This window comes from Caballeronia sp. LZ008, assembly GCF_031451435.1.
In the GTDB taxonomy this organism is placed as follows: domain Bacteria; phylum Pseudomonadota; class Gammaproteobacteria; order Burkholderiales; family Burkholderiaceae; genus Caballeronia; species Caballeronia zhejiangensis.
Window position 1 is genome coordinate 1,176,800 of the sequence record NZ_JARUXK010000004.1, and the last position, 21,113, is coordinate 1,197,912.

Below are 21,113 nucleotides of genomic sequence, written 5' to 3' on the forward strand. Positions count from 1 at the left end.
AAGGATGTCGGCGTCAATTCATTCGGAACACTGCATCGCGCCAGCTCTTCCGAATAAGCGAGCGCGCGTTCACAAGGGGATATTTCAACAGCCTGCTAGAATCGCGTGTGATATCACGACGAACATCGACTGGAGCCTTCAATGACGACATCATCGCCCGAATGGCAAGCGCGCCAATATTCGCTGTTCGAGGAAGAGCGCACGCGCCCCGTCCGCGATCTGCTGAACGCGACTCATGCGCGAGCCGCGCGCACGGCGGTCGATCTCGGCTGCGGCCCCGGCAATTCAACCGAAACGCTCATCGCGCATGCGCCGAACGCGCGTGATCGGCGTCGACAATTCGGGCGACATGATCGACGCGGCGAAAAAGCGCCTGCCCCAAGTCGAATTCGCGCTCGCCGACATTTCCGCGTGGCAGGCAGAAGGACCGTTCGATCTGATTCTCGCGAACGCGGCGCTGCAGTGGGTGCCCGATCACGAGACGCTGTTTCCGTCGCTCGCCGGCAAGCTCGCGAAGGGCGGGCAGCTCGCCGTGCAGATGCCCGACAATCTCGACGAACCCGCGCACCGCCTGATGCGCGAAGCCGCCGCCGATGGCCCTTGGCGCGACAAGCTGAAGGGCGTGGAGCGCACCGCGCGCTTCCGGGCGGACTGGTATTACGCGTTGCTCAAGCCGCTGTGCGCGCGCGTCGACGTGTGGCGCACGACGTACCATCATCCGCTGGACGGCGGCGTCGATGCCATCATCGAATGGTTCAAGGGCTCGGCGCTGCGGCCGTTCCTCGCGAAGCTCGACGAGAAGGAAGCGGCCGCGTTCCTCGACCGCTATCGCGCCGGCCTGAAAACCGCATATACCGTTTTCGACGACGGCAGCGTGCTCCTGCCCTTCCCGCGTCTGTTCATCGTCGCGACGCGCTGAGTGTCAGTTCGGCCGGCGCTGCTCGCGCAACATCTGCACGAACTGCCGCGCCGCCGGCGAAAGCTCACCGCCCCTGCGCGTGACGATGCCGTAGGTCTGCGATTTCGACTTCATGCGAACGGGCAGAATGCGCAGCATGCCGTGGCGCTCGAACACTTTCGCGACGCTCGCCGGCAGAATCGACACGAGTTCCGCGCTCTCTTGCAGCAGCGTCACGGTCATCAGCGGCGAGGCGGTGGAAATCGGATTGGCGGGCATCGGCAGGCCGGCGAGATCGAGTTCGCGTTCCAGCAATGCGCTCATCGGCATATAGCTCGGATACGTGACCCAGCGATAGCGCGCGAGATCGGCGAAACCGACTTCCGGCTCGCCCGTGCGCTCGTGACCCTGACCGACGACGATGCAAAGCGGCTCGTCCGCCAGCGGCTGATACTGATACTTCGACGGCTGATCCGACACGCTCGAGCGCCCGATGACGAGATCGACGCGGCCGTCGTCGAGCATCGGCAGCATGCGCGCGCTCGTATCCTCGACGATTTCGATCGCCAGATCCGGATGCTTCGCGTGCATCTCGTTGACGATCGGCGCGACCACGCCCGGCACCGCGCCCATGATCGTGCCGACGGTCAGCCGCCCGCCCGTGCCCGCGCGAATCTGCGCGACTTCCTGGCAGAGCGCGTTGAGATCGGCGGCCAGCACGCGTGCGTAGCGCACCACGCAGCGGCCGAACGGATTCGGGATCAGCCCGCTCTTCGCACGCTCGAATAGCGGCGCTTCCAGCATGGATTCGAGTTCGGCGAGCGCCTTGCTCGCGGCGGATTGCGTCATCGCCATGGCGCTCGACGCCTTGTGCAGCGATTTGTGGTCGTCGAGCGCGATCAGCAGTTGAAGCTGCTTCATGCGCAGCCGCGACATCAATACATCGAGCGTGTTCTTCATCTTTCGGCGTGCGGGAAAGCGCGGGGTGATTCCAAAAAGCGATCAAGCGATGGAAAGGTTTCACTATACAGGCGCACGCGCGAAGCCGTATAGTCGGGCAAGGTGCAGTCATCGTACAACCGGTACATGCGGCTGCCGCGAATCACTCCAAGCAAGGACGAGACATCATGCAACTCACTGGCAACCTGCTCATCGGTCAGGAATCGGTCTTCGGCTCGAACGGCTCGATCAAGGCCGTCAACGCGTCGACCGGCGCGGCCATCGAACCGGCTTTCGGCGGCGCGACGCTCGCGGACCTCGACCGCGCGTGCGCCCTCGCCTGGGCCGCGTTCGACGTCTACCGCGAAACCGCGCCCGAAGCGCGCGCGAAGTTCCTGGAAACGATCGCGCAGAACATCCTCGATATCGGCGACGACCTGATCGAGCGCTGCATGATCGAAAGCGGCCTGCCGCGCGCGCGTCTCGAAGGCGAGCGCGGCCGCACGGTCGGCCAGTTGCGCATGTTCGCCGATGTCGTCCGCAATGGCGATTTTCTCGGCGTGCGGATCGATCCGGCGCAACCCGAGCGCAAGCCGCTGCCGCGCGTCGATCTGCGTCTGCGTCATATCGGCGTCGGCCCGGTCGCCGTGTTCGGCGCGAGCAACTTCCCGCTCGCGTTCTCCGTCGCCGGCGGCGACACGGCGTCGGCGCTCGCCGCCGGTTGCCCGGTCATCGTCAAGGCGCACTCGGCGCATCCCGGCACGGCGGAGCTCGTCGGCCGCGCGGTGCAGAAGGCCGTGAAGGACTGCGGCATGCCCGAAGGCACGTTCTCGCTCCTCTTCGACAGCGGCCGCGACATCGGTCAGGGCCTCGTCGCCGACAACCGCATCAAGGCGGCGGGCTTCACCGGCTCGCGCGGCGGCGGCGTCGCGCTGATGAAGATCGCGGCGGCGCGCAAGGAGCCCATCCCCGTCTACGCGGAAATGAGCAGCATCAACCCGGTACTGCTGTTCCCGAACGCGCTCAAGAATCGCGGCGAAGCCATCGGCAAGGCGTTCGTCTCGTCGCTCGTGCTCGGCGCGGGCCAGTTCTGCACGAATCCGGGCCTGATTCTGGCCGTCGACGGCCCGGATCTCGACAAGTTCATCGAAGCGGCTTCCGCTGCGCTCAAGGAAACCGCCGCGCAGACGATGCTTACGCCGGGCATCTGCAAGACGTACGCGAACTCGGTCGCGAAGACCGCCGATAACGCCGACGTGACCACCGCCGCGCGCGGCCTCGAAGCGAAGGGCGACAATCAGGGCCAGTCGGCGCTGTTCGTCACCACCGCCGAAGCGTTCCGCAAGAATCACGATCTGCAAGAGGAAATCTTCGGTGCATCGTCGCTGGTCGTGCGTTGCCCGAGCCTCGACGCGATGATCGATCTGATCGAATCGCTGGAAGGCCAGTTGACCTCGGCGCTGCATATCGACGAGGCCGATTACGCCGATGCGAAGCGCGTCCTGCCCGCGCTCGAGCGCCGCACCGGCCGCCTGCTGGTGAACGGCTTCGGCACAGGCGTGGAAGTCGGCCACGCGATGGTGCACGGCGGCCCGTTCCCGTCGACGGCGGATGGCCGCTCGACTTCGGTCGGCAGTCTCGCGATCAACCGTTTCCTGCGCCCGGTCAGCTATCAGGATCTGCCTGACGCGCTTCTGCCCGACGCACTGAAGACGGCGAATCCGCTCGGCCTGAACCGCCGCATCGACGGCAAGCTGCAACTGGCGGAATAACGCTTCGGGTCGGTCTGATGAAAGCCGCGGCGCGTCATTCGCGCCGCGGCTTTTTCGCTTCTGCGCAACGCCGGAGCACGAAAGGCAAACCTTTCGAACGATGATTCGGAAGCCTTACCAATCTCCCGGCAACGTCCGCCGCTTCGGGCGATCCGCATTGACATACTCGGCGTGGGCTCGCTACAACGTTTCGTCACGCGCTCGAATCGCTTTCACATCAGTGGGTTATCCGGCGATCGCGCCCCGTTGTCTTTTTTCGGCTAAGGATTGGCGATTCAAAACCGCCGCCGCGATCCCAAAATGTCAGAAATATCGTGAGCGAGAGCACCGCCCGGAGTAGGGGCGAAAGGCAATTGACGTCCGATAGTGGTTGAACCATAGTCGGATAGTCGTTTCCCGCTGGCGCGCGCGCCGCGCGGACAAAGAATACGAAGGATTGCTGCCGCGGGACGCCGTTCCCGCGTACAGGCGCGACGGCTCGGCGCGCATTGGCGGCCACGCGATTTTGGCAACCTCACGCACACGTCCTTCGAGGGCTTTAGCATGACCACGCGACTGACGTTTCCCGCATCCATGTTCTCCGTCGTCTGCCAGCGGTGCGGCAGCACGGTGCGCAAGAACGCCGACAGTTGCCCGAATTGCGGCGCAGACCGAAGCGCCGCATTCGGCCAGACGCGCGAGGCCGCCTCGGGCAAATCGCGCAAGAACGTTTTCGAAGAGGCATCGGCGCCGCTCGCATCGGCGGGTGCGTCCGCATCCGGTTCTTCCGCTTCCCTCGACTCGGATGGCGCCGGGCGCGTCGAGCCGGGCATGCGCTCGCGCTGGACGGAGCGCGCGAGTGAGCGCATCGCGCAAAAGGCGGCGGAATATCGCGCGCGCCGCGCCGAGGAATCCGCACGCAACGCCTTCGCCGATTCCAGCAACGATCCCGACGCCCTGCCCGGTTCCGAGCGGTGGAACACGAAGAAGACAGTCATCGCCGGTGCATGCGGTCTCGTGTTGCTGCTCGGCGCGACGTTCTATTACCAGCTTGGCGATTCGGACGGCGGTTCGAGCACGCCATCCGCGGATCACAGCGTTTCGGGCGTGATCGATTCCAAGGTCGGTTCGCTGATGCGCGGCGCAACCGACGCGCCCGGCACGCCTGCCGCACCGGCCGCGGCGGACCGGCGCCCGTTGGCCGCCGCTCCGTCCGGCAATGCGCTGCAGGATGTGCGCGTCGCGCTGGATCAGCACGATCTCGCCACGGCCCGCGCGCGGCTCAAAATGCTTCCGCCGCAGCAACAGGCGCGCGCCGACTACGAATCGCTGAAGGACGAGCTCGTCAAGCGCGAAGCGCAGCGCGACGCCGCGCTGCAACTCGCGCGCGCCTGCGAGCGCACGTCCGCGTGGGCGTGCGTGCAGCAGAACGCGGGCGAGGCGCTCGCCCTCGACGGCAGCAACATCGAATCGCAAGCCATGCTCGAACGCGTGATTTCGCACGCGGGCTGGCTCGCGCCAACGGCAGTGGCCGCGCTCGCCAAACGCGTGCCGGGCACGGCGCCCGCCGCGGATGCCGCGAACACGGCGGCTGCCGCGCCCGCTCAACTTCCCGCGCAGGCAAACGTTGCAGCGGCGGCCGCGCAGGCCGCGAAGACGAACGGGTTTGCTCAGAAGCCCACGCCGGACAGGCGCACGGTGCAACGCAGCACCGCAGCGCGCTGGGCCGACGACGACGCTGCCTACGAATCGCGCGCGGAGAAAATCGCGCGTGGCCAGGCGGCGACCGCCGCGATCACCGCGACGACGATCAATCCGCCGCCCGCGCCGACCGTCGCCACGACGATGACGATGCCCACGCCCGCGCCGCAAGCGGCCACGCAACCGACGCCCCAACCGACGCCCCTGCCGACGCCACAACCGGCCACGACGCAAGCCGCCGTGCCCGCGCCGTCGCAACCGGCCGCTGCGAAGGCCGCTCCGCCGCCCGTCACGCAAGCGGCGCGCGCGCCCTATTATCTCGGCGAAGAAAGCGCCCAGCCTTCCGCCGTGAATTCGCGTGCCGCGAACCCGCGCGCGCCCTATTACATCGGCGACGAGCCGCCGCAGCAAGCCGCTCGTCCGGCCAATCCGCGCGGCGCGTATTACCTCGGCGAAGATCCGCCGCAGCCGTCCGCGCCCCCGACGCGCACCGCCGTGCCGCATCCACCGCAATCGGGCAATCAGAGCAGCGCGCTTCCGCCATCGACGGCGCCGATGCAGGCAGCCGTGCCCCGTCCGCCCGCGGCCGTCGCACAAGCCGTCGCCCAGCCCGTCGTGCAGACGAACGTCGCGACGCGCAGCACGCAGGCCGCGGCCACGACCGGCGCGTCGCCGCAGTTCGCCACGGTGCCGGCCGGTTCGCATGTCGACTCCGACAAGTCCGAGGAACTCGAACGCGCCATCAAGCAATACGGCTGGAGCGGCGGCGATTCGGCCTCGAAGCCGCCGTCGCGCTGAAAACGGCAAAAAACGCAAAAAAGCGCACGAGAACGACGCAAGAACGACCCAAGAACGACGCAACTACAAGAACACGCAGAGACAACACCGACGCACCGCAAGCACGCGCCGCGCATCTTCGCGCCGGGCCGCATGCGAGTGCCCGCGCATGAGCAGATTGCGCGCGACGCGGACGATTCCCGCATCGTGCGAGTTTCAAAAAGCACCCGTCCAACTCCGACTAAGGGTCAATCATGTTCACCACGAAATACATGCGCAACGCCGCACGGGGCGCGCTGACGCTTCTCGCCATCGCCGGGATGATCGGCGCGGGATCGAGCTTCGCCGCCGATCCGATTCCCTACAAGATCACGACGGGCCAGGAACGCGGCACGTATATCCAGATCGGACAGGACTTGTCGAAGTACGTCGCCGAGCCGGCCGGCATCGAACTGGAAGTGCTGCCGTCGAAAGGGTCGGCGGAGAACGTGCAGCGCATGCGCTACGAGCCCGGCGTGAAGTTCGCGCTGGTGCAGTCGGACGTGTATCAGGCGTACATGGACATGGCGACCTCGGGCAATGCGGACGCGGGCAAGATCATCAAGCCGCTGCGGCTCATCATGCCGCTCTACGACGAAGAGATTTACTTCGTCACGCGCGCGGACTCGCCGATGAAGTACATCCACGAGATCAAGGGCAAGAACATCAGCGTCGGGCCGATCGGCAGCGGCACGGCGCAATCGGCGGAGACGCTGTATCGGCTGATGTTCGGCGAACCGATCGCCGAAGCCAACGAGCAGCACCTCAACAACGAGGATTCGCTCGCGCGGCTGATCGTCGGGAAGATCGACGTGGCGGTGATCGTCGCGGGGCAACCGGCGAAGCTCTTTCAGGACATGAATCCGGAGCTGCTCAAGCAGATCAGGCTGCTGCGCCTCGATCCGAACGCGCAGGAAACCGCGCGCGCGAAGCAGACCTATTTCCCGGCGACGATCCGCACGACGAGTTATCCGAACTGGATTCAGGAAGACACGCCGACGCTCACCGTGAAGGCGTTTCTCGTGACCTACGATTACGGTTTGCGCGGCACGGTCGGCGCGCTGTCGAAATTCGCCGATTCGCTGTGCTCGAACTTCGACACGCTGCAGGCGAACGGCCATCCGAAGTGGAAGCAGGTGCATCTCGAACTGCCGCCGCTCACGAAGGGCTGGAAATACTATCCGCCGATGGAAAAGCACTTGCGCGCGTGCATCGCGCAGCGCACGGCGGCCGCCGAGCAAGCGCAGAATCCGACGCGCAAGGTCGCGACGCGCGACGCCGACGCGGCCGCGCAAAAGCCGAAAAAAGCGGCGTGTTCCGCGCAGGAAAAGCTGCTGTTGTTGTGCGATCAGTGACGCCGCGAAGCTAGCGGACGAGCGTCGGCATGAGCGCGGCGAGGCGCGTCGCGCCGCGCTCGATCGCCGTGACGTGCGTCCCGCCGTAGCCGAGCAGCACGCCTTGCTGCGCCGGCTCGCCCGCGTAGAACGCGCGTATGCCGTACAGCCCGACCGATACGGCGCGCGCCGCCGCGACGACCTCGTCTTCCCGCACCGAACCGGCGAGCCGCGCGACGAGATGGATGCCCGCCGTCGCGGGCAGCGGCTCGAACCAAGGCGCGAGCTCGCCTTGCAGACGTTCGATCATCAGCGCGCGGCGTTCCGCGTACGCCTTGTGCATGCGGCGCAGATGCTTCGCGTATTCGCCATCGAGCATGAACGCGCCGAGCGCGGTTTGCGTCAGCATGCAGCTGTGCCAGTCGCAAATCTGCTTTGCGTTCCAGAGCGGTTCGGAGAGTGTCGCGGGCGGCACGACGTAGCCGAGCCGCAGATCGGAAAAGAGCGTCTTCGAAAACGTGCCGACATACGCGACGAGTCCCGCGCGATCGAGACTCTTCAGCGATTCCACCGGCCGCCCTTCGAAGCGGAATTCGCCGTCGTAATCGTCCTCGACGATCACCGCGCCGCGCTTGCCCGCCCATTCGAGCAACTCGACGCGCCGCTCGAGGCTCATCGGCATGCCGAGCGGAAACTGATGCGACGGCGTCACGTAGACGAGCCTCGTGTTGCGCGGCAGCTTTCTCACGACGATGCCCTCGCCATCGACCGGCACATGCGCGATGCGCGCGCCGAGCGCCGCGAAGAGCGCCCGCGCCGGCGGATAACCCGGCTCTTCGACCGCGACGACATCGCCCGGCTGGATCGTCACGCGCGCGAGCAGATCGAGCGCCTGTTGCGCGCCCTGCGTGACGATCACGTCCTGCCAGTTGCAGACGACCGCGCGGCTGAACGCGAGATAACGCGCGATGCCGAGCCGCAACGCCTGCTCGCCGCCCGGATCGCGATAACCCGCGACGCCGCCGCCCGCGCGCGCCTGCGTGCGCAGTGCCTGATTCAGGCAGCGTCGCCAGGCGTCGTAGGGAAAGAGCGATTTGTCGGTTACGCCGCCCTTGAAATCGCAGTCGAGCGTTTCGTCGGCGGGCGGCATCGGCATCGCCATGCGCTCGGGCATCTTGCGCCAGATGCCGGTGGCGCGAGCGCGGGCCGATACGGGTTCGGTGCGCGCGGTCGGCAGGCGCGTGAGCCCTTCAGCGACGAACGTGCCGTCGCCGGCGCGCGTGCGCAAGAAGCCTTCCGCGATCAGCCGCTCGAAGACATCGAGCGTGGTCTTGCGCGAGACGCCGAGCTGCGCGGCGAGATCGCGCGTGGACGGCAGGCGCGCGTTCGCGGCGAGCCGCCCTTCGATGATGCCCGCGCGTAGCTGGCCGTAGATCTGGCCGGTCAGGTCGCGGCGGCCGTGCAGGGTGATGTGGATGTCCAAGGGTGCTGGCGACCGACGCGGCTACAGTTGATAGGGCATCCGCACGCCCGGATCGTCGGGCGGGAAGTCCTTCGAGTTTCGCGAAACGAGCAGCGCATTCACCGATTGCGCCGACGCCCACACGATCGCATCCGGCAACTTGATGCGCGATTTCCTGCGAATTCCGATTGCGAGGTTCGCGACGGCCGAATCGAGCGGCACGAGATCGAAGGTGGACAGCCAGGCGCGCAGCGACGCTTCACTGTCGGGATTGGCGCCCTCTAGAACTTCCATGAGCGTGATGATGCTGATCGACCGCTCTTCGTAACGCTCGATCTCCTTGCGTGCCGCATCGATTCCCAACAGGTAATCGATCAGGATGTTCGTGTCGAAAAGCGCTCTTACCATTCTTCGCGCAGCTCCCGCTGATACTGCAATCCATCGATCTTTCGCTCTTGCCATAAGCCGAACACATCGACGGCAGGACGGCGCTTGTTGCTCGCGACGTACGCGCTGATCGCGTCCCGAATGACCGCGGCTCGCGGGCGCTGCTGCTCTTCGCCGATCGCGGCGAGTTCGTCTATCTGTTCGTCGGGCAAATCGATCAAGATCCTTCCCATAGATACCTCGCTATACGATATACATATGGTATATCACCATAGCCCATTTATTCACCTGCGCTGAAAATCGACTGACACAAAGTCACGCCTTGCTCGCTCAACCCCGCGCTGCCCGTCCCATCCTCGTTCATCCGCACCTCGACGAATCCCGCTTCCTCGAGCCCGGTCAATTGCCGACGCAACGCGCTCATCGGCAAACCGGACTGCTTCGCCAATTTCGCGAGCGACCACGCGCGTTCCGGCGTTTCCGTCTGTGCGCGCCAAAGCTGTGTCAGCACGGCGACGAGCGCCGGATCGATGTCATCGTTCATGCGCGAATCCCCATAGTTATCTCCCTGCCCGCGAGTTCGCCGAGCCGCCGCAACGCGGCCTCGCTCTGCGCGGTCCACGGATAACTGTAGTTCAGCCGGATGAAATGGCTGAAGGCGTTGCGCGTGGAGAACATGTAGCCCGGTCCGACCGTGATGCCGCTGTCGAGCGCGGCGCGATAGAGCCGCATCGAATCGACGCGCTCCGGCAATTCCACCCATAGCACATAGCCGCCCTGCGGCGCCGATGTGCGCGTGCCCGCCGGAAAGAAGCGCTCGACCATCGCGCTCATGATGCGCGACTGCTGCCGATACAGCTTGCGCACGCGCCGCAGATGCCGTTCGTAGCCGTCCTGCCGCAGATAATCCGCGATCGCGACCTGCGGCACCGATGGCGTCGTCAACGTGTTCAGAAACTTGAGCTTCTCGACCTGCGCCCGATACCGTCCCGGCATCGCCCAGCCGATCCGGTACGACGCCGTCAGACTCTTCGAAAACGACGCGCAATGCAGCACGAGCCCTTTTGTATCGAAGTTCTTGAGCGTCGACGGGCGCGCATCGCCGTAATAAAGCTCGTGATAGACATCGTTTTCGATGACCGGAATATCGTGCGCGGACAGCAATTCGACGAGCCGGCGCTTGCGCTCGTCCGGCATCTGGAAGCCGAGCGGATTCTGGAAGTTCGGCATCACCATGCACGCGGCGATCTTTCTTCGTCCGATGATCCGCGCCAGAGCGTCGATGTCGATGCCTTCCGCCGGATGCGTCGGCACTTCGATCGCGCGCATCCCGAGACGCTCGATCGCGTGCAGCATCGCGTAGTAAGTCGGCGATTCGACGGCCACCGTGTCGCCGGGCTGCGCGACGGCCTGCAGGCTCAGGTTGATCGCCTCAGTCGCACCGACCGTGATGACGATCTCCTCCGGATCGACCGGCACGCCGTTTTCGGCATAACGCCGCGCGATCTGGCGAATCAGCTCGGGATTGCCGGGCGGCAGATCGTCGATGAGATTCCAACTCGCCTGCCGCCGCGCGATCGCGTTCGCGTACTGGTTGATGCGCCGCCACGGAAACGGCTCGGGATCGGGATACGGCGAGCCGAACGGCACGGCGTCGTGAGCGCGGATGCTGCGCAACGTCGAAAGCACGAGCCGGCTCACATCGACTTCCGATGCCGTCGCGATCACGCGCGTCGGCTGACTGTGCGCCGCGCCCGCCTGCGGTTTTGCGCGCACGAAATAGCCGGACTGCGGACGCGTCTCCAGAATCCCGCGGCTTTCCAGGATCGCGTACGCATGCAGCACCGTCTTGATGCTCACGCCGTGCTGCTGGCTCGCCTGCCGCACCGACGCGATCTTCTCGCCGGGCGTGAACACGCCGCGCCGCACGGCTTCCTCGATTTCATCGGCGAGCTTTTCGTAGAGTTTCAACTGGATTTCGTTCTGAAGCGGCAATGCGTCAAGTCTAGGGCAAATCGACGCAACTGTACTCCTTCTATTTCGCATTTTCTGTGCGCCGCGCGCGATTCGGATCACAGTACGCTTCGGACATCGCAAGCCAAAAAGCATCATCCGCCAAGCCATGTTCAAGAAGCCCGAAGAACGCATCGAACCCTATACGCATCCCGCCGCCGGCTGGGGCGCGCTGAAGCAGGTCGCCATCAATCTCGTCAAGGAGAAGGTGGCGGGTGGCAACTACAAGACGCTCTTCAAGCAGAATCAGCCGGACGGCTTCGATTGCCCCGGCTGCGCGTGGCCCGACCGCGAGCACGGCTCGACCTTCGAATTCTGCGAGAACGGCGTCAAGGCCGTCGCCGCCGAAGCGACGAGCAAGCGCGTGACGCCCGCGTTCTTCGAGGAGCACACGGTTTCGTCGCTGATGACGCAGAACGATTACGAACTGGAGCAGCACGGCAGGCTGACCGATCCGCTCGTCTACGACGCAAAGCGCGACCGCTATGTGCCGATCGATTGGGACGATGCGTTCGAACTCATCGCCTCGCATCTGAAGAAACTCGACGATCCCGATGGCGCCGCGTTCTACACGTCCGGCCGTGCGAGCAACGAAGCCGCTTTTCTGTATCAATTGTTTGTGCGGATGTACGGCACGAACAATTTCCCCGATTGCTCGAACATGTGCCACGAAGCGACGAGCCGCGGCTTGCCGCATACCGTCGGCATCGGCAAGGGCACCGTCACGCTCGACGACTTCGAACACGCCGACACGCTGCTGCTCTTCGGCCAGAATCCGGCGACGAACCATCCGCGCATGCTCGGCGAGTTGCGCGAGTGCGCGAAACGCGGCGCGACCATCGTGTCGATCAATCCGCTGAAGGAGCGCGGCCTCGAACGTTTCGCGAGCCCGCAGCACACGCTCGACATGCTCTCGCCGAAGGGCGTGAAGATCAGTTCGGTGTTCATCCGCCCGAAAGTCGGCGGCGACTTCGCGCTGATCAAAGGCGTGGCGAAGCGCGTGATCGAACTCGACGACGCCGCGCGCGCGAACGGTGGCGAGCGCGTGCTCGACGTCGATTTCATCGCGGAGCACACGGTCGGCTTCGACGCCTTCGCCGACGACCTGCGCGCCGAAAGCTGGGACGCGATCATCGCGGAATCGGGCGTGGAGATGGACGATCTGCTGAATCTCGCCGACATCTACGCGAAAGGCCGCGCCGTCATCTCGACGTGGGGCATGGGCCTCACGCAGCACAAGAACTCCGTGCCGACCATTCAACTGCTTTCGAACCTGATGATGATGCGCGGGAATATCGGACGGCGCGGCGCGGGCTTATGTCCGGTGCGCGGCCATTCGAACGTGCAGGGCGACCGCACGGTCGGCATCGAGGAAAAACCGACGCAGGCGTTTCTCGACCGGCTCGGCGCGGCCTACGATTTCGAGCCCCCGCGCGAGCATGGCTACGACGTCGTCGAAACGATTCACGCGATGCTCGAAGGCAAGGTGAAGGTGTTTATCGGCCTGGGCGGAAATTTTTCGATCGCGACGCCCGACACGCCGCGCACCTGGGAAGCGATGCGCTCGTGCGATCTCACGGTGCACATCACGACGAAGCTCAACCGCAGCCATCTCGTACACGGCCGCGACGCGCTCATTCTGCCGACGCTCGGCCGCACCGAGATCGATGTTCAGAACGGCGTGCCGCAAGGCGTGTCCGTCGAGGATTCGATGAGCATGGTGCACATTTCTTACGGCATGAACAAGCCGGCCTCGGCGAATCTGCTTTCCGAAGTCGCGATCGTCGCACGCATGGCGCACGCGACGCTCGGCTCGGCCAAGGTCGACTGGCGCGCACATGAGGGCGACTACGCGCTGATCCGCGATGGCATCGAAAAAGTGCTCGACGGTTTCGAGCGCTACAACGAACGCCTGAAGCAGCCGGGCGGTTTTCATCTCGGCGTGGCGTCGCGCGATCGCGTCTGGAAGACGCCGAGCGGCAAGGCGCAGTTCATCGTGCACAGGATCGCGGTCGATACGCCGATCCACCGCGCCCGTGCGCTGTACGGCGACCGTCTCATGACGCTGATGACGACGCGTTCGCACGATCAGTACAACACGACGATCTACGGTCTCGACGATCGCTACCGCGGCGTGTACGGACAGCGGCGCGTGCTGTTCGCGAACCGCGAGGACATCGACATGCTCGGGTTCGAGCCGGGCGAACTGGTGGATATCACGAGCGTGTGGGACGACGGCATCGAGCGTCGCGTAGACGGTTTCAAGCTCGTCGAATACGACATTCCGCGTGGCTGTCTCGGTGCGTATTATCCGGAGACCAACCCGCTCGTGCCGCTGTCATCGGTTGCGGATGGCGCCGGTACGCCGACGTCGAAGTCCATTCCCGTGCTGCTGACGTCGTCCAGTCAGGCCATTGCTGCCTGAAACCGCTGCGCGACGCGATGCCGCCAAGCACGCGGCATCGCGCTCTCTCGCGCTGACGGATACGGCGTTCGAGCGCGGCGGCGCCGCTGAACCAGCGATCGGCGCATGCGCCCAGCATGGCGAGGATGCCGGCCCACGCGATCAACCCGGCGGCGAAGCTGTTGAATTCGCCGCTGAACCAGACGCCGCCGAGCATTGCGGCCGCGAACACCAGCATGACGATGGCGAACGGGGGGCAATGTTCGTGTTCGATATGAGCGCGGCCGCCAGCGCCCAAGCCCATTTGGTAGCCGCTGAGAGAATATGCGCTAATGGACTGCGCCATTTTGTCCTCCAGACTGTTATCAATTTGTGTTTCCACAAACTTACGCAGTTGGAGCGATCAGTAATACCAGACAATTCCTAACAACGCTTTCGACCTGTGGCGCTTGACTTTCGCCGAACCCCGCAAAACGCGATGCCACCGCGATTCACGCCTCATTTCGCTCCTGCGAACTCCTGAACATCGGCATCGGCTTCGCCGGCGAGCGGCACGACGCCGGACGGCCCCGTCGCATGCGGATGCAGCAACAGCGCGACGAGCCCGCTCCAGCCCGTCTGATGCGACGCGCCCACGCCGCGCCCGTTGTCGCCATGAAAATACTCGTGAAAGAGCACGAGATCGCGCGAACGCGGATCGGCCTGTAGCAGCGGATAGGCAGCCATCACCGGACGCTCGCCGTTCTTGTCGAGCAGAAAGAGCGTGGTCACGCGGCGCGCGAGTTCGTCGGCGATTTGCGCGAGCGAAAACTTCTGTCCCGAGCCCGTCGGATATTCGACGCGAAAATCATCGCCGTAATAGCGATGAAACTCGTGGATCGATTCGATCAGCAGATAGTTGACCGGCATCCACACCGGACCGCGCCAGTTCGAATTGCCGCCGAACACGCGCGAGTCGGATTCCGCCGGAAGATACTGGATGCCGAAGCTTTCGCTGTTGTGATAGAAGACGAACGGGTTATCGAGATGCACGCGTGACAGCGCGCGCACGCCGTGATCGGAAAGGAATTCGGTTTCGTCGAGCATGCGCCTGAGCAGCGCCTTCATGCGATGCCCGCGCAACAGCGACAGCAGCACGCTGTTGCCCTGACCCGCCACGTTCCAGCGCGACACGAGCCTCGAAAGATCCGTTCGATGTTCGAGAAACCAGTGCAGCCGTTCGCGCAATTCCGGCAGCGAGCGATACACCTTCGGCTCCAGCACATGCACGGCGAAAAGCGGAATCAGCCCGACGATGGACCGCACGCGCATCGGCACATTGGTTCCGTCGGGCAGGCGCAGCTTGTCGTAGAAGAACTCGTCCTCGCTGTCCCAGAGACCGGTGTCGCAATCGTCCTCGCAGCTCACCGCTTCCGCGATATACAGGAAGTGCTCGAAGAACTTCACGGCGATATCGACGAACACCTTGTTCGCGTATGCGAGCTCGAGCGCGATACGCATCAGATCGAGCGCGTACGCGGCCATCCATGCGGTGCCGTCGGCCTGATCGATGTGGCCGCCCGTCGGCAGCGGCGACGAGCGATCGAAGATGCCCACGTTGTCCAGGCCGAGAAAGCCGCCCTGGAAAATGTTCTTGCCGTCGGCATCCTTGCGATTCACCCACCATGAGAAGTTGAGCAGCAGCTTGTGGAACACGAGTTCCAGAAAATCGCGATCGCCCTTGCCGGTGATCGCGCGGTCGATCTCGTAGACGCGCCACGTCGCCCACGCGTGCACGGGCGGATTGGCATCGCCGAAAGCCCATTCGTACGCGGGCAATTGACCGTTCGGATGCTGATAGCGGTCCTTCACTAGCAATAGCAACTGACGTTTCGCGAACTCCGGATCGATGAGCGCGAACGCCGCCGCATGAAACGCGAGATCCCACGACGCGTACCACGGATATTCCCACTTGTCCGGCATCGACACGATGTCCGCGTTGCACAGATGCCGCCAGTCCGAATCGCGTCCGGTGCGCCGCTGCTTCGGCGGCTTCGGCTGAAGCGGATCGCCGTCGAGCCAGCGCGTCACATCGAACTGATAGTACTGCTTCGACCACAGCATGCCGGCGAGTGCCTGGCGTTGCACGAGCCGCTGATCGGCATCGGCGATATCGTGCTGCAGCGCGCCGTAAAACTCGTCGGCTTCCGCGATGCGTCGCGCGAAGAGACCATCGACGTCGAGCGGCACGGCGTCCGGCGCGGACTCGGGCCGCCAGCGCAGATACACGACCGCCTTGCCGAGCGGCTCCAGTTCGAGATGCGCGTGCGCGGCCGCGCGCGTGCCCTTGTCGCGGCGAATCGCGTCTTCGTCGCCTTGCAGGATGTAATCGTTGAAGCCGTCCTTGAACGGTCCCGTGCCTTCCATGTGGAAGAGACGCCTGACGTTGGTCTCGTTCTCGCAGAAGAGCCATTCCATCGCGCTCGCGTCCGGCGACCACGCGGTGACGACCATCGGTTCGTGCGCGCCCTGTTCGGCGAGCACGTAGGTGCCTTCGCCCTGCACCGTTTCCACCTTCAGCGAGGGCTTGATCGGCGTCGGCTTCCACGACCAGGTATTGCGCGCCCAGATTTGCGGCAGCACGTCGAGCGCGGCCCGCACCTCGCTGCGATTCTCGATCGTCACGCGCATCACGATGTCGTCCGGCGTGTGCTTCGCGTATTCGACCTGCACGTCGAAGTAACGCGCGTCGTCGAACACGCCCGTGTCGAGCACTTCGTATTCGGGCATGTCGGCGCCGCGCCGCGCGTTTTCATCGACGAGATCGGCATACGGATACGCCGCATGCGGATACTTGTAGAGCATGCGCATGTAGGAATGCGTCGGCGTGCCGTCGATGTAGAAGTACAGTTCCTTCACGTCCTCGCCGTGATTGCCTTCCTGGTTCGTCAGACCGAAGAGCCGCTCCTTGATGATCGGATCGCAGCCGTTCCAGAGCGCGAGCGAGATGCACCAGTTGAGTTTGTCGTCGCCGAAACCGGCGATACCGTCCTCGCCCCAGCGATACGCGCGGCTGCGCGCATGATCGTGCGGAAAGTATTCCCACGCGGTGCCGAATTCGCTGTAGTCCTCGCGCACGGTGCCCCATTGGCGTTCGCTCAGATACGGTCCCCAGCGCTGCCAGCGTGGGCAGTCCTTCGAATGGAGCCGCAGGCCCTCGACGGTTTCGAGCTGGTTGACGGGGCGCGATTTCGACATGGGCGTCTCCTCGATGGCGGCGTGCTGAACGACGGGCAAGTCTCGTAATTTAGCGCGTTTTGACGCCGGCCCGCGCGCGCCGCGCTAGGTTGCGCCGAGCAGCTTTTCGATGCGCAAGAGCTCCGCGAGCGACCACGCCTGAAACGGCGTCCCGCCGGGCGTGTGCGGCGCATCGGCATCGGCGACTTCGCTGACGTGATCGAGACCGTAGCGATCGAGATGCGCGTAGAGCGGCGTCAGAAAACGCTCGCGCGCGCCCGCCGCGCCGTGCACGCGCACCCACGCCTCGACGAACGGGCCGATCAGCCACGGCCAGACGGTGCCCTGGTGATACGCGCCATCGCGATCCAGCACGCCGCCCGCGTAGTTCGCCCTATAGGCCGGATCGGACGGCGCGAGCGTGCGCAAACCGGGCGGCGTGAGAAGTTGCGTTTCGACCTGATCGACGACCGCGCGCGCGATATCGCCATCGACGAGCGGAAACGGCAAGCCGCCGACCGCGAAGATCTGATTCGGGCGAATCGATCGATCGACGCGACCGGGTTCGTGATCGACGTCGACGACATCGAAGAGCGTATGCGTGTCCGGATCGACGAAACGCGCGGCGAACGACAACTGCGCCTGATCGCGCAACGCCTGCCAGCGCGGATTCCACGCGCTCGCGATCGTGAGCGCGTTGATCCACAGCGCCTGCACCTCTACCGGCTTGCCGATACGCGGCGTCACGACCCAGTCGCCTGCCTTCGCGTCCATCCATGTGAGCTGGACGCCGGGCACGCCCGCGCGCAGCAGACCGTCCACATCGGCGGCGATGCGAAAGCGCGTGCCGCGCGAATAGCCGTCGAGAATCGCATCGACGGCGCTTTGCAGGCGGCTCGTCGTCGCCGCGTGCGCGTGCCCCGTCGCCAGATAATCGTGCGCGGCGACGACGAACCACAGCGAGGCATCGACGGAGTTGTATTCGGGCAGGCCGCCGCTGTCCGGAAAGCGGTTCGGCACCATGCCTTCGGAAATCGTATCGGCCCATTCGAGCAGGATCGATTCCGCTTCCTGATGCCGGCCGGACACGAGCAGGAGGCCGCGCATCGAGATGAAGGTGTCGCGGCCCCAGTCGGTGAACCACGGAAAGCCCGCGATGATCGTTTTGCCGACATTGCGCGTGACGACGTACGCATCGGCGCTGCGCGCGAGCCGCGAGCCGAACGCCGCGCGCCGTTCCTTTTCCCGCGAGGCGAGATGCGATGCGTGCGCGAGCGCGCTGTCTTCGAACGGCTTGTCGTGGCCGGCGTGCGCGTGGAGGATCATCACGGCTTCGCCGCGCGCGAGATCGAAGCTGAAGATGCCGGGCGTCGCGAGGTCTTCGGTGAAATCGAGTCCGCGCTCGCGTTCGCGCACGTAGCAGAAGTTGCGATACCAGTCGGGGGCGTGATCGTAAGCGCCGTTCGACGTGACGCAAATCGTCGGCAAATCGCCATACGGCTGCCATTGCACGCGCTCGCCTTCCAGTGTGGCATCGAAGGAAAATGCCGCGTTTTCGTGGTGCAGCGCGTGGTAGTCGCGGCCTGAGAGCAGCGGGCGGACTTCCAACTTGGCCGCTTTCGATGCGCCCTCGAGACGCCAGCGCAGGACGGTTTGGCGGGCTTCCTTTGCAACGAACGCTTCTGCGACGATGATCGTTGCGTCGTCGTTACCGATGCGGTAGCGCCATGTGGGCCACGGATCTGTATCGAATGAAAGGAGGCTTGCGGTCGTGTCGGGATAGAGGATGTCGGGGGCGTAGCGCTGCATCGTCAGAGGGATACGCGCGTTGCCCGTTTCGAGCCATGCTTCCATGCCGTTGATGAGCACGACACGGCCGGCGGGCGGTTGAGTCGCCGTCAGCAGCAGCGCTTGGTAGCGACGTGTGCGCATCGTGCCGACCGTGCCGGAGGCGAAACCGCCGTAAGCATCGGGTTCGAGCCATTCGTCTTCCAGACGCGCAGCGTCGATCGGCGATTCATCGGTGCGTTCGATGCGTGTCATGGTTTTTGTTTTTTTGCTGGATTGCGTGTTCGTGGCGGCTCGGGGTTTCGCCGGATCCCGGTTTCGTGGCGGCTCGGGGTTTCGCCGGATCCCGGTTTCGTGGCGGCTCGGGGTTTCGCCGGATCCCGGTTTCGTGGCGGCTCGGGGTTTCGCCGGATCCCGCTTTCGTGGCGGCTCGGGGTTTCGCCGGATCCCGGTTTCGTGTCGGTCTATTAGCACTGCCCCTGTGCGGGGCGGCACTCACTTTCTTTGCTGCTGCAAAGAAAGTAAGCAAAGAAAGCAGCTTCCGATACGCCCGCGGTCACACGCAATTTGGGTAGTCCTCTCGTCCATCGTGGGCTGCCTAAAGAGTGCCCTCATCACAATCACCGGGCTTGGCTCGCGCACGGTCTGACTAGCTAGTAGTTACAACGCGCGGGTCCAGCAATCATACATCCGGCACAGCGCTACGCGCTGCCGCCCGGTATGCGAGGGAAACCAAAGGGCGGCGATTGCAGTGAGATGGAGACGTTAGTAGAGAAGCACATGCATCCCCGATGGACCGGTCGGCCGCGAAGCGGGCTGGAGCTATTTGGTGCTGAACCAGTTTGGTGTGTGGTGCGATGGTTCAGACCGTGCGCGAGCCAAGCCCGATGGGGCCTATGAGGGCACTCGTTAGGCAGCCCACGATCGACGAGAGGACTACCCAAATTGCGTGTGACCGCGGGCGTATCAGTAGCTGCTTTCTTTGCTTACTTTCTTTGCAGCAGCAAAGAAAGTAAGTGCCGCCCCGCACAGGGGCAACGCTAATAGACCGACGCGAAAACGGGATCCGGCGAAACCCCGACCCGACACAATCACGGGATCCAGCGAAGAAACAAAATCAACCAAGAACCGCACTCACAGCGTGAATCAAAATCCCGACAGCGCCTCCCACAAGCGTCCCATTCACGCGAATGAACTGCAAATCCCGCCCAATATTAAGCTCAACATCCCTGACGAGCGTCGCATCGTCCCACTGCTTGACGGTGGCGGCAATATGCTTCGCGATGCCATCGCGCAACTCCGGCGCAAGCGCCTTCAAAGCATCGCGCATATGCTCGTTAATCGACTCGCGTAATGCCGGATCGCTGCCGAGCGCCTCGGCAAAACCGCCCGCCATCGCGACGACCTTCGCATGCAGCGCCGAATCCGGCCGCTTGATATCCGCATCGAGCCACGCGATGAACTCGTCCCACAGCCCGTTCACGTATGTCCGCAACTCGGGCCGCTCCAGCCACTCACGCTTGTGCTCGTCGATGCGCGCCTTGAACGCCGGATCCGTCTTCAACCGCTCGACAAACCGCTCCACAGCCGCATCGAAAGCCTTGCGACGTTCGTGCTCGGGATCGCTGCTTACATCGTGCAGCCATTGATTCGCGCCGCGCACGAGACCGGCCGCAAACTTGTTGCCAAGGTCTTCAGCATTCAGTCCGACGAATCCCAGCATACCGACGAGCTTCGGATACTCCTCGCCCGCCACCGCGACGATGCGCGTCGCGAGCATCTCCTGCACTTCGGGCTTGTCGAGCCACCCGGCCAGTTGCTTCAGGCCCTCATCGAGCAGCAACTGATGACGCCGGTCCGATATCAGCGTCGACAGCACGCTTCCCGTCGCGCTCGCCAGATCGAACGACTCCGCGCGACGGCGCAGCGTCTCGTAGAGCATCGACTTCACGCGCGCGTCATCGACGAAAGACAGCAGTTGCCCGACCGCGCCCACGGCCTTCTTGCCGAGCAACTCGGCATTGGCAGGCTCGGCCAGCCACATCGACAGACGGCTCGCCGGATCGAACGCATTCACGCGCGCGACGAGCGCATCGGTGCCGAGAAAACGGTCGCGAACGAACACGGCCAGGTTGTCCGCGACGCGCGCCTTGTTCGCGGGCAGGATCGCGGTGTGCGGAATCGGCACGCCAAGCGGATGCCGAAACAGCGCGACCACCGCGAACCAGTCGGCGAGCGCGCCGACCATCGCGGCTTCCGCGAACGACGACACCCACGCCCACGCGCCCGCATCGTGCTGGCTTTTCGCCAGCGCGAACAAGGCGCCGGCCGCGACGAGCAGCCCGGCGGCGAACCATTTCATTCTTCTCAGCGCGACGGCTTTGTCCTGCGTTTCCATCTATGT

Annotated in this window: 14 protein-coding genes and 1 pseudogene; 6 read left to right on the top strand and 9 right to left on the bottom strand. The window is 64.5% G+C overall.

The features are described from left to right. Window positions 1-141 precede the first annotated feature (141 nt). Window positions 142-919 (top strand): annotated as a pseudogene (tam, locus tag QCE49_RS30480) (trans-aconitate 2-methyltransferase). A 3-nt stretch (window positions 920-922) separates the two neighbouring features. Here the strand turns inward: tam and QCE49_RS30485 are convergent. Further along, window positions 923-1,858: a LysR family transcriptional regulator gene (locus QCE49_RS30485; RefSeq protein WP_008352964.1), complete on the bottom strand. Its 936-nt coding sequence runs from the start codon at window positions 1,856-1,858 to the stop codon at window positions 923-925. A 167-nt stretch (window positions 1,859-2,025) separates the two neighbouring features. Here QCE49_RS30485 and QCE49_RS30490 point away from each other — a divergent pair, with 167 nt between their 5' ends. The 3 genes from QCE49_RS30490 (at window position 2,026) to QCE49_RS30500 (ending at window position 7,460) form a co-directional block, all read left to right on the top strand. Further along, window positions 2,026-3,609 carry an aldehyde dehydrogenase (NADP(+)) gene (locus tag QCE49_RS30490; protein WP_008352961.1) on the top strand — a complete coding sequence of 528 codons (1,584 nt, stop codon included), beginning with the start codon at window positions 2,026-2,028 and terminating at the stop codon, window positions 3,607-3,609. A 543-nt stretch (window positions 3,610-4,152) separates the two neighbouring features. Continuing rightward, window positions 4,153-6,087: a zinc ribbon domain-containing protein gene (locus QCE49_RS30495; protein ID WP_250457995.1), complete on the top strand. Its 1,935-nt coding sequence runs from the start codon at window positions 4,153-4,155 to the stop codon at window positions 6,085-6,087. A 233-nt stretch (window positions 6,088-6,320) separates the two neighbouring features. Further along, window positions 6,321-7,460 (top strand): TAXI family TRAP transporter solute-binding subunit, encoded by a 1,140-nt coding sequence (locus QCE49_RS30500; protein ID WP_008352958.1) that lies wholly within the window; start codon window positions 6,321-6,323, stop codon window positions 7,458-7,460. A gap of 10 nt (window positions 7,461-7,470) precedes the next feature. On the opposite strand, the gene QCE49_RS30505 is transcribed toward QCE49_RS30500, so the two are convergent. The 5 genes from QCE49_RS30505 to QCE49_RS30525 are packed head-to-tail and all read right to left on the bottom strand — an operon-like array spanning window position 7,471 to window position 11,259. Continuing rightward, the gene (locus QCE49_RS30505; RefSeq protein WP_250457996.1) at window positions 7,471-8,922 is read right to left on the bottom strand and encodes a PLP-dependent aminotransferase family protein; all 1,452 of its coding nucleotides are present in this window, start codon (window positions 8,920-8,922) and stop codon (window positions 7,471-7,473) included. A gap of 21 nt (window positions 8,923-8,943) precedes the next feature. Then, on the bottom strand, window positions 8,944-9,309 hold the full coding sequence (locus QCE49_RS30510; RefSeq protein ID WP_250440701.1) for a type II toxin-antitoxin system VapC family toxin: 366 nt from the start codon (window positions 9,307-9,309) through the stop codon (window positions 8,944-8,946). Further along, entirely contained in the window at window positions 9,303-9,521 is a 219-nt protein-coding gene (locus tag QCE49_RS30515) for a ribbon-helix-helix protein, CopG family (protein WP_175979495.1), read from the bottom strand. The genes QCE49_RS30510 and QCE49_RS30515 overlap by 7 nt, the downstream gene beginning before the upstream one ends. Window positions 9,522-9,568: 47 nt before the next feature. Next, a complete protein-coding gene (locus QCE49_RS30520) occupies window positions 9,569-9,832 on the bottom strand; it encodes a helix-turn-helix domain-containing protein (protein WP_008352953.1) in 264 nt (87 codons plus the stop codon). Then, a complete protein-coding gene (locus tag QCE49_RS30525) occupies window positions 9,829-11,259 on the bottom strand; it encodes a PLP-dependent aminotransferase family protein (protein WP_250457997.1) in 1,431 nt (476 codons plus the stop codon). Before QCE49_RS30525 ends, QCE49_RS30520 begins: the two co-directional genes overlap by 4 nt. A gap of 151 nt (window positions 11,260-11,410) precedes the next feature. On the opposite strand from QCE49_RS30525, the gene QCE49_RS30530 reads away from it, so the two are divergent. After that, on the top strand, window positions 11,411-13,726 hold the full coding sequence (locus QCE49_RS30530; RefSeq protein WP_250457998.1) for an FdhF/YdeP family oxidoreductase: 2,316 nt from the start codon (window positions 11,411-11,413) through the stop codon (window positions 13,724-13,726). Next, window positions 13,716-14,132 (top strand): hypothetical protein, encoded by a 417-nt coding sequence (locus QCE49_RS30535; protein ID WP_250440703.1) that lies wholly within the window; start codon window positions 13,716-13,718, stop codon window positions 14,130-14,132. Before QCE49_RS30530 ends, QCE49_RS30535 begins: the two co-directional genes overlap by 11 nt. Window positions 14,133-14,203: 71 nt before the next feature. Here the strand turns inward: QCE49_RS30535 and QCE49_RS30540 are convergent, their stop codons facing one another. From QCE49_RS30540 to QCE49_RS30550, 3 genes are all read right to left on the bottom strand, one after another. Then, complete coding sequence (locus tag QCE49_RS30540; RefSeq protein WP_175979499.1) at window positions 14,204-16,942, bottom strand: MGH1-like glycoside hydrolase domain-containing protein; 2,739 nt, start codon at window positions 16,940-16,942, stop codon at window positions 14,204-14,206. A gap of 84 nt (window positions 16,943-17,026) precedes the next feature. After that, window positions 17,027-18,964, bottom strand: a complete 1,938-nt coding sequence (locus QCE49_RS30545) for an amylo-alpha-1,6-glucosidase (RefSeq protein WP_250457999.1) — start codon at window positions 18,962-18,964, stop codon at window positions 17,027-17,029. Between the two features lie 862 nt (window positions 18,965-19,826). Then, window positions 19,827-21,107, bottom strand: a complete 1,281-nt coding sequence (locus tag QCE49_RS30550) for a DUF445 domain-containing protein (RefSeq protein ID WP_250458000.1) — start codon at window positions 21,105-21,107, stop codon at window positions 19,827-19,829. Window positions 21,108-21,113: the final 6 nt, after the last annotated feature.

What these genes read in the sequence shown, in the direction of transcription:
- QCE49_RS30485 (WP_008352964.1), bottom strand. Translation starts at nt 1,858, where the DNA reads ATGAAGAACACGCTCGATGTATTGATGTCGCGGCTGCGCATGAAGCAG.
- QCE49_RS30490 (WP_008352961.1), top strand. Translation starts at nt 2,026, where the DNA reads ATGCAACTCACTGGCAACCTGCTCATCGGTCAGGAATCGGTCTTCGGC.
- QCE49_RS30495 (WP_250457995.1), top strand. Translation starts at nt 4,153, where the DNA reads ATGACCACGCGACTGACGTTTCCCGCATCCATGTTCTCCGTCGTCTGC.
- QCE49_RS30500 (WP_008352958.1), top strand. Translation starts at nt 6,321, where the DNA reads ATGTTCACCACGAAATACATGCGCAACGCCGCACGGGGCGCGCTGACG.
- QCE49_RS30510 (WP_250440701.1), bottom strand. Translation starts at nt 9,309, where the DNA reads ATGGTAAGAGCGCTTTTCGACACGAACATCCTGATCGATTACCTGTTG.
- QCE49_RS30515 (WP_175979495.1), bottom strand. Translation starts at nt 9,521, where the DNA reads ATGGGAAGGATCTTGATCGATTTGCCCGACGAACAGATAGACGAACTC.
- QCE49_RS30520 (WP_008352953.1), bottom strand. Translation starts at nt 9,832, where the DNA reads ATGAACGATGACATCGATCCGGCGCTCGTCGCCGTGCTGACACAGCTT.
- QCE49_RS30530 (WP_250457998.1), top strand. Translation starts at nt 11,411, where the DNA reads ATGTTCAAGAAGCCCGAAGAACGCATCGAACCCTATACGCATCCCGCC.
- QCE49_RS30540 (WP_175979499.1), bottom strand. Translation starts at nt 16,942, where the DNA reads ATGTCGAAATCGCGCCCCGTCAACCAGCTCGAAACCGTCGAGGGCCTG.
- QCE49_RS30545 (WP_250457999.1), bottom strand. Translation starts at nt 18,964, where the DNA reads ATGACACGCATCGAACGCACCGATGAATCGCCGATCGACGCTGCGCGT.
- QCE49_RS30550 (WP_250458000.1), bottom strand. Translation starts at nt 21,107, where the DNA reads ATGGAAACGCAGGACAAAGCCGTCGCGCTGAGAAGAATGAAATGGTTC.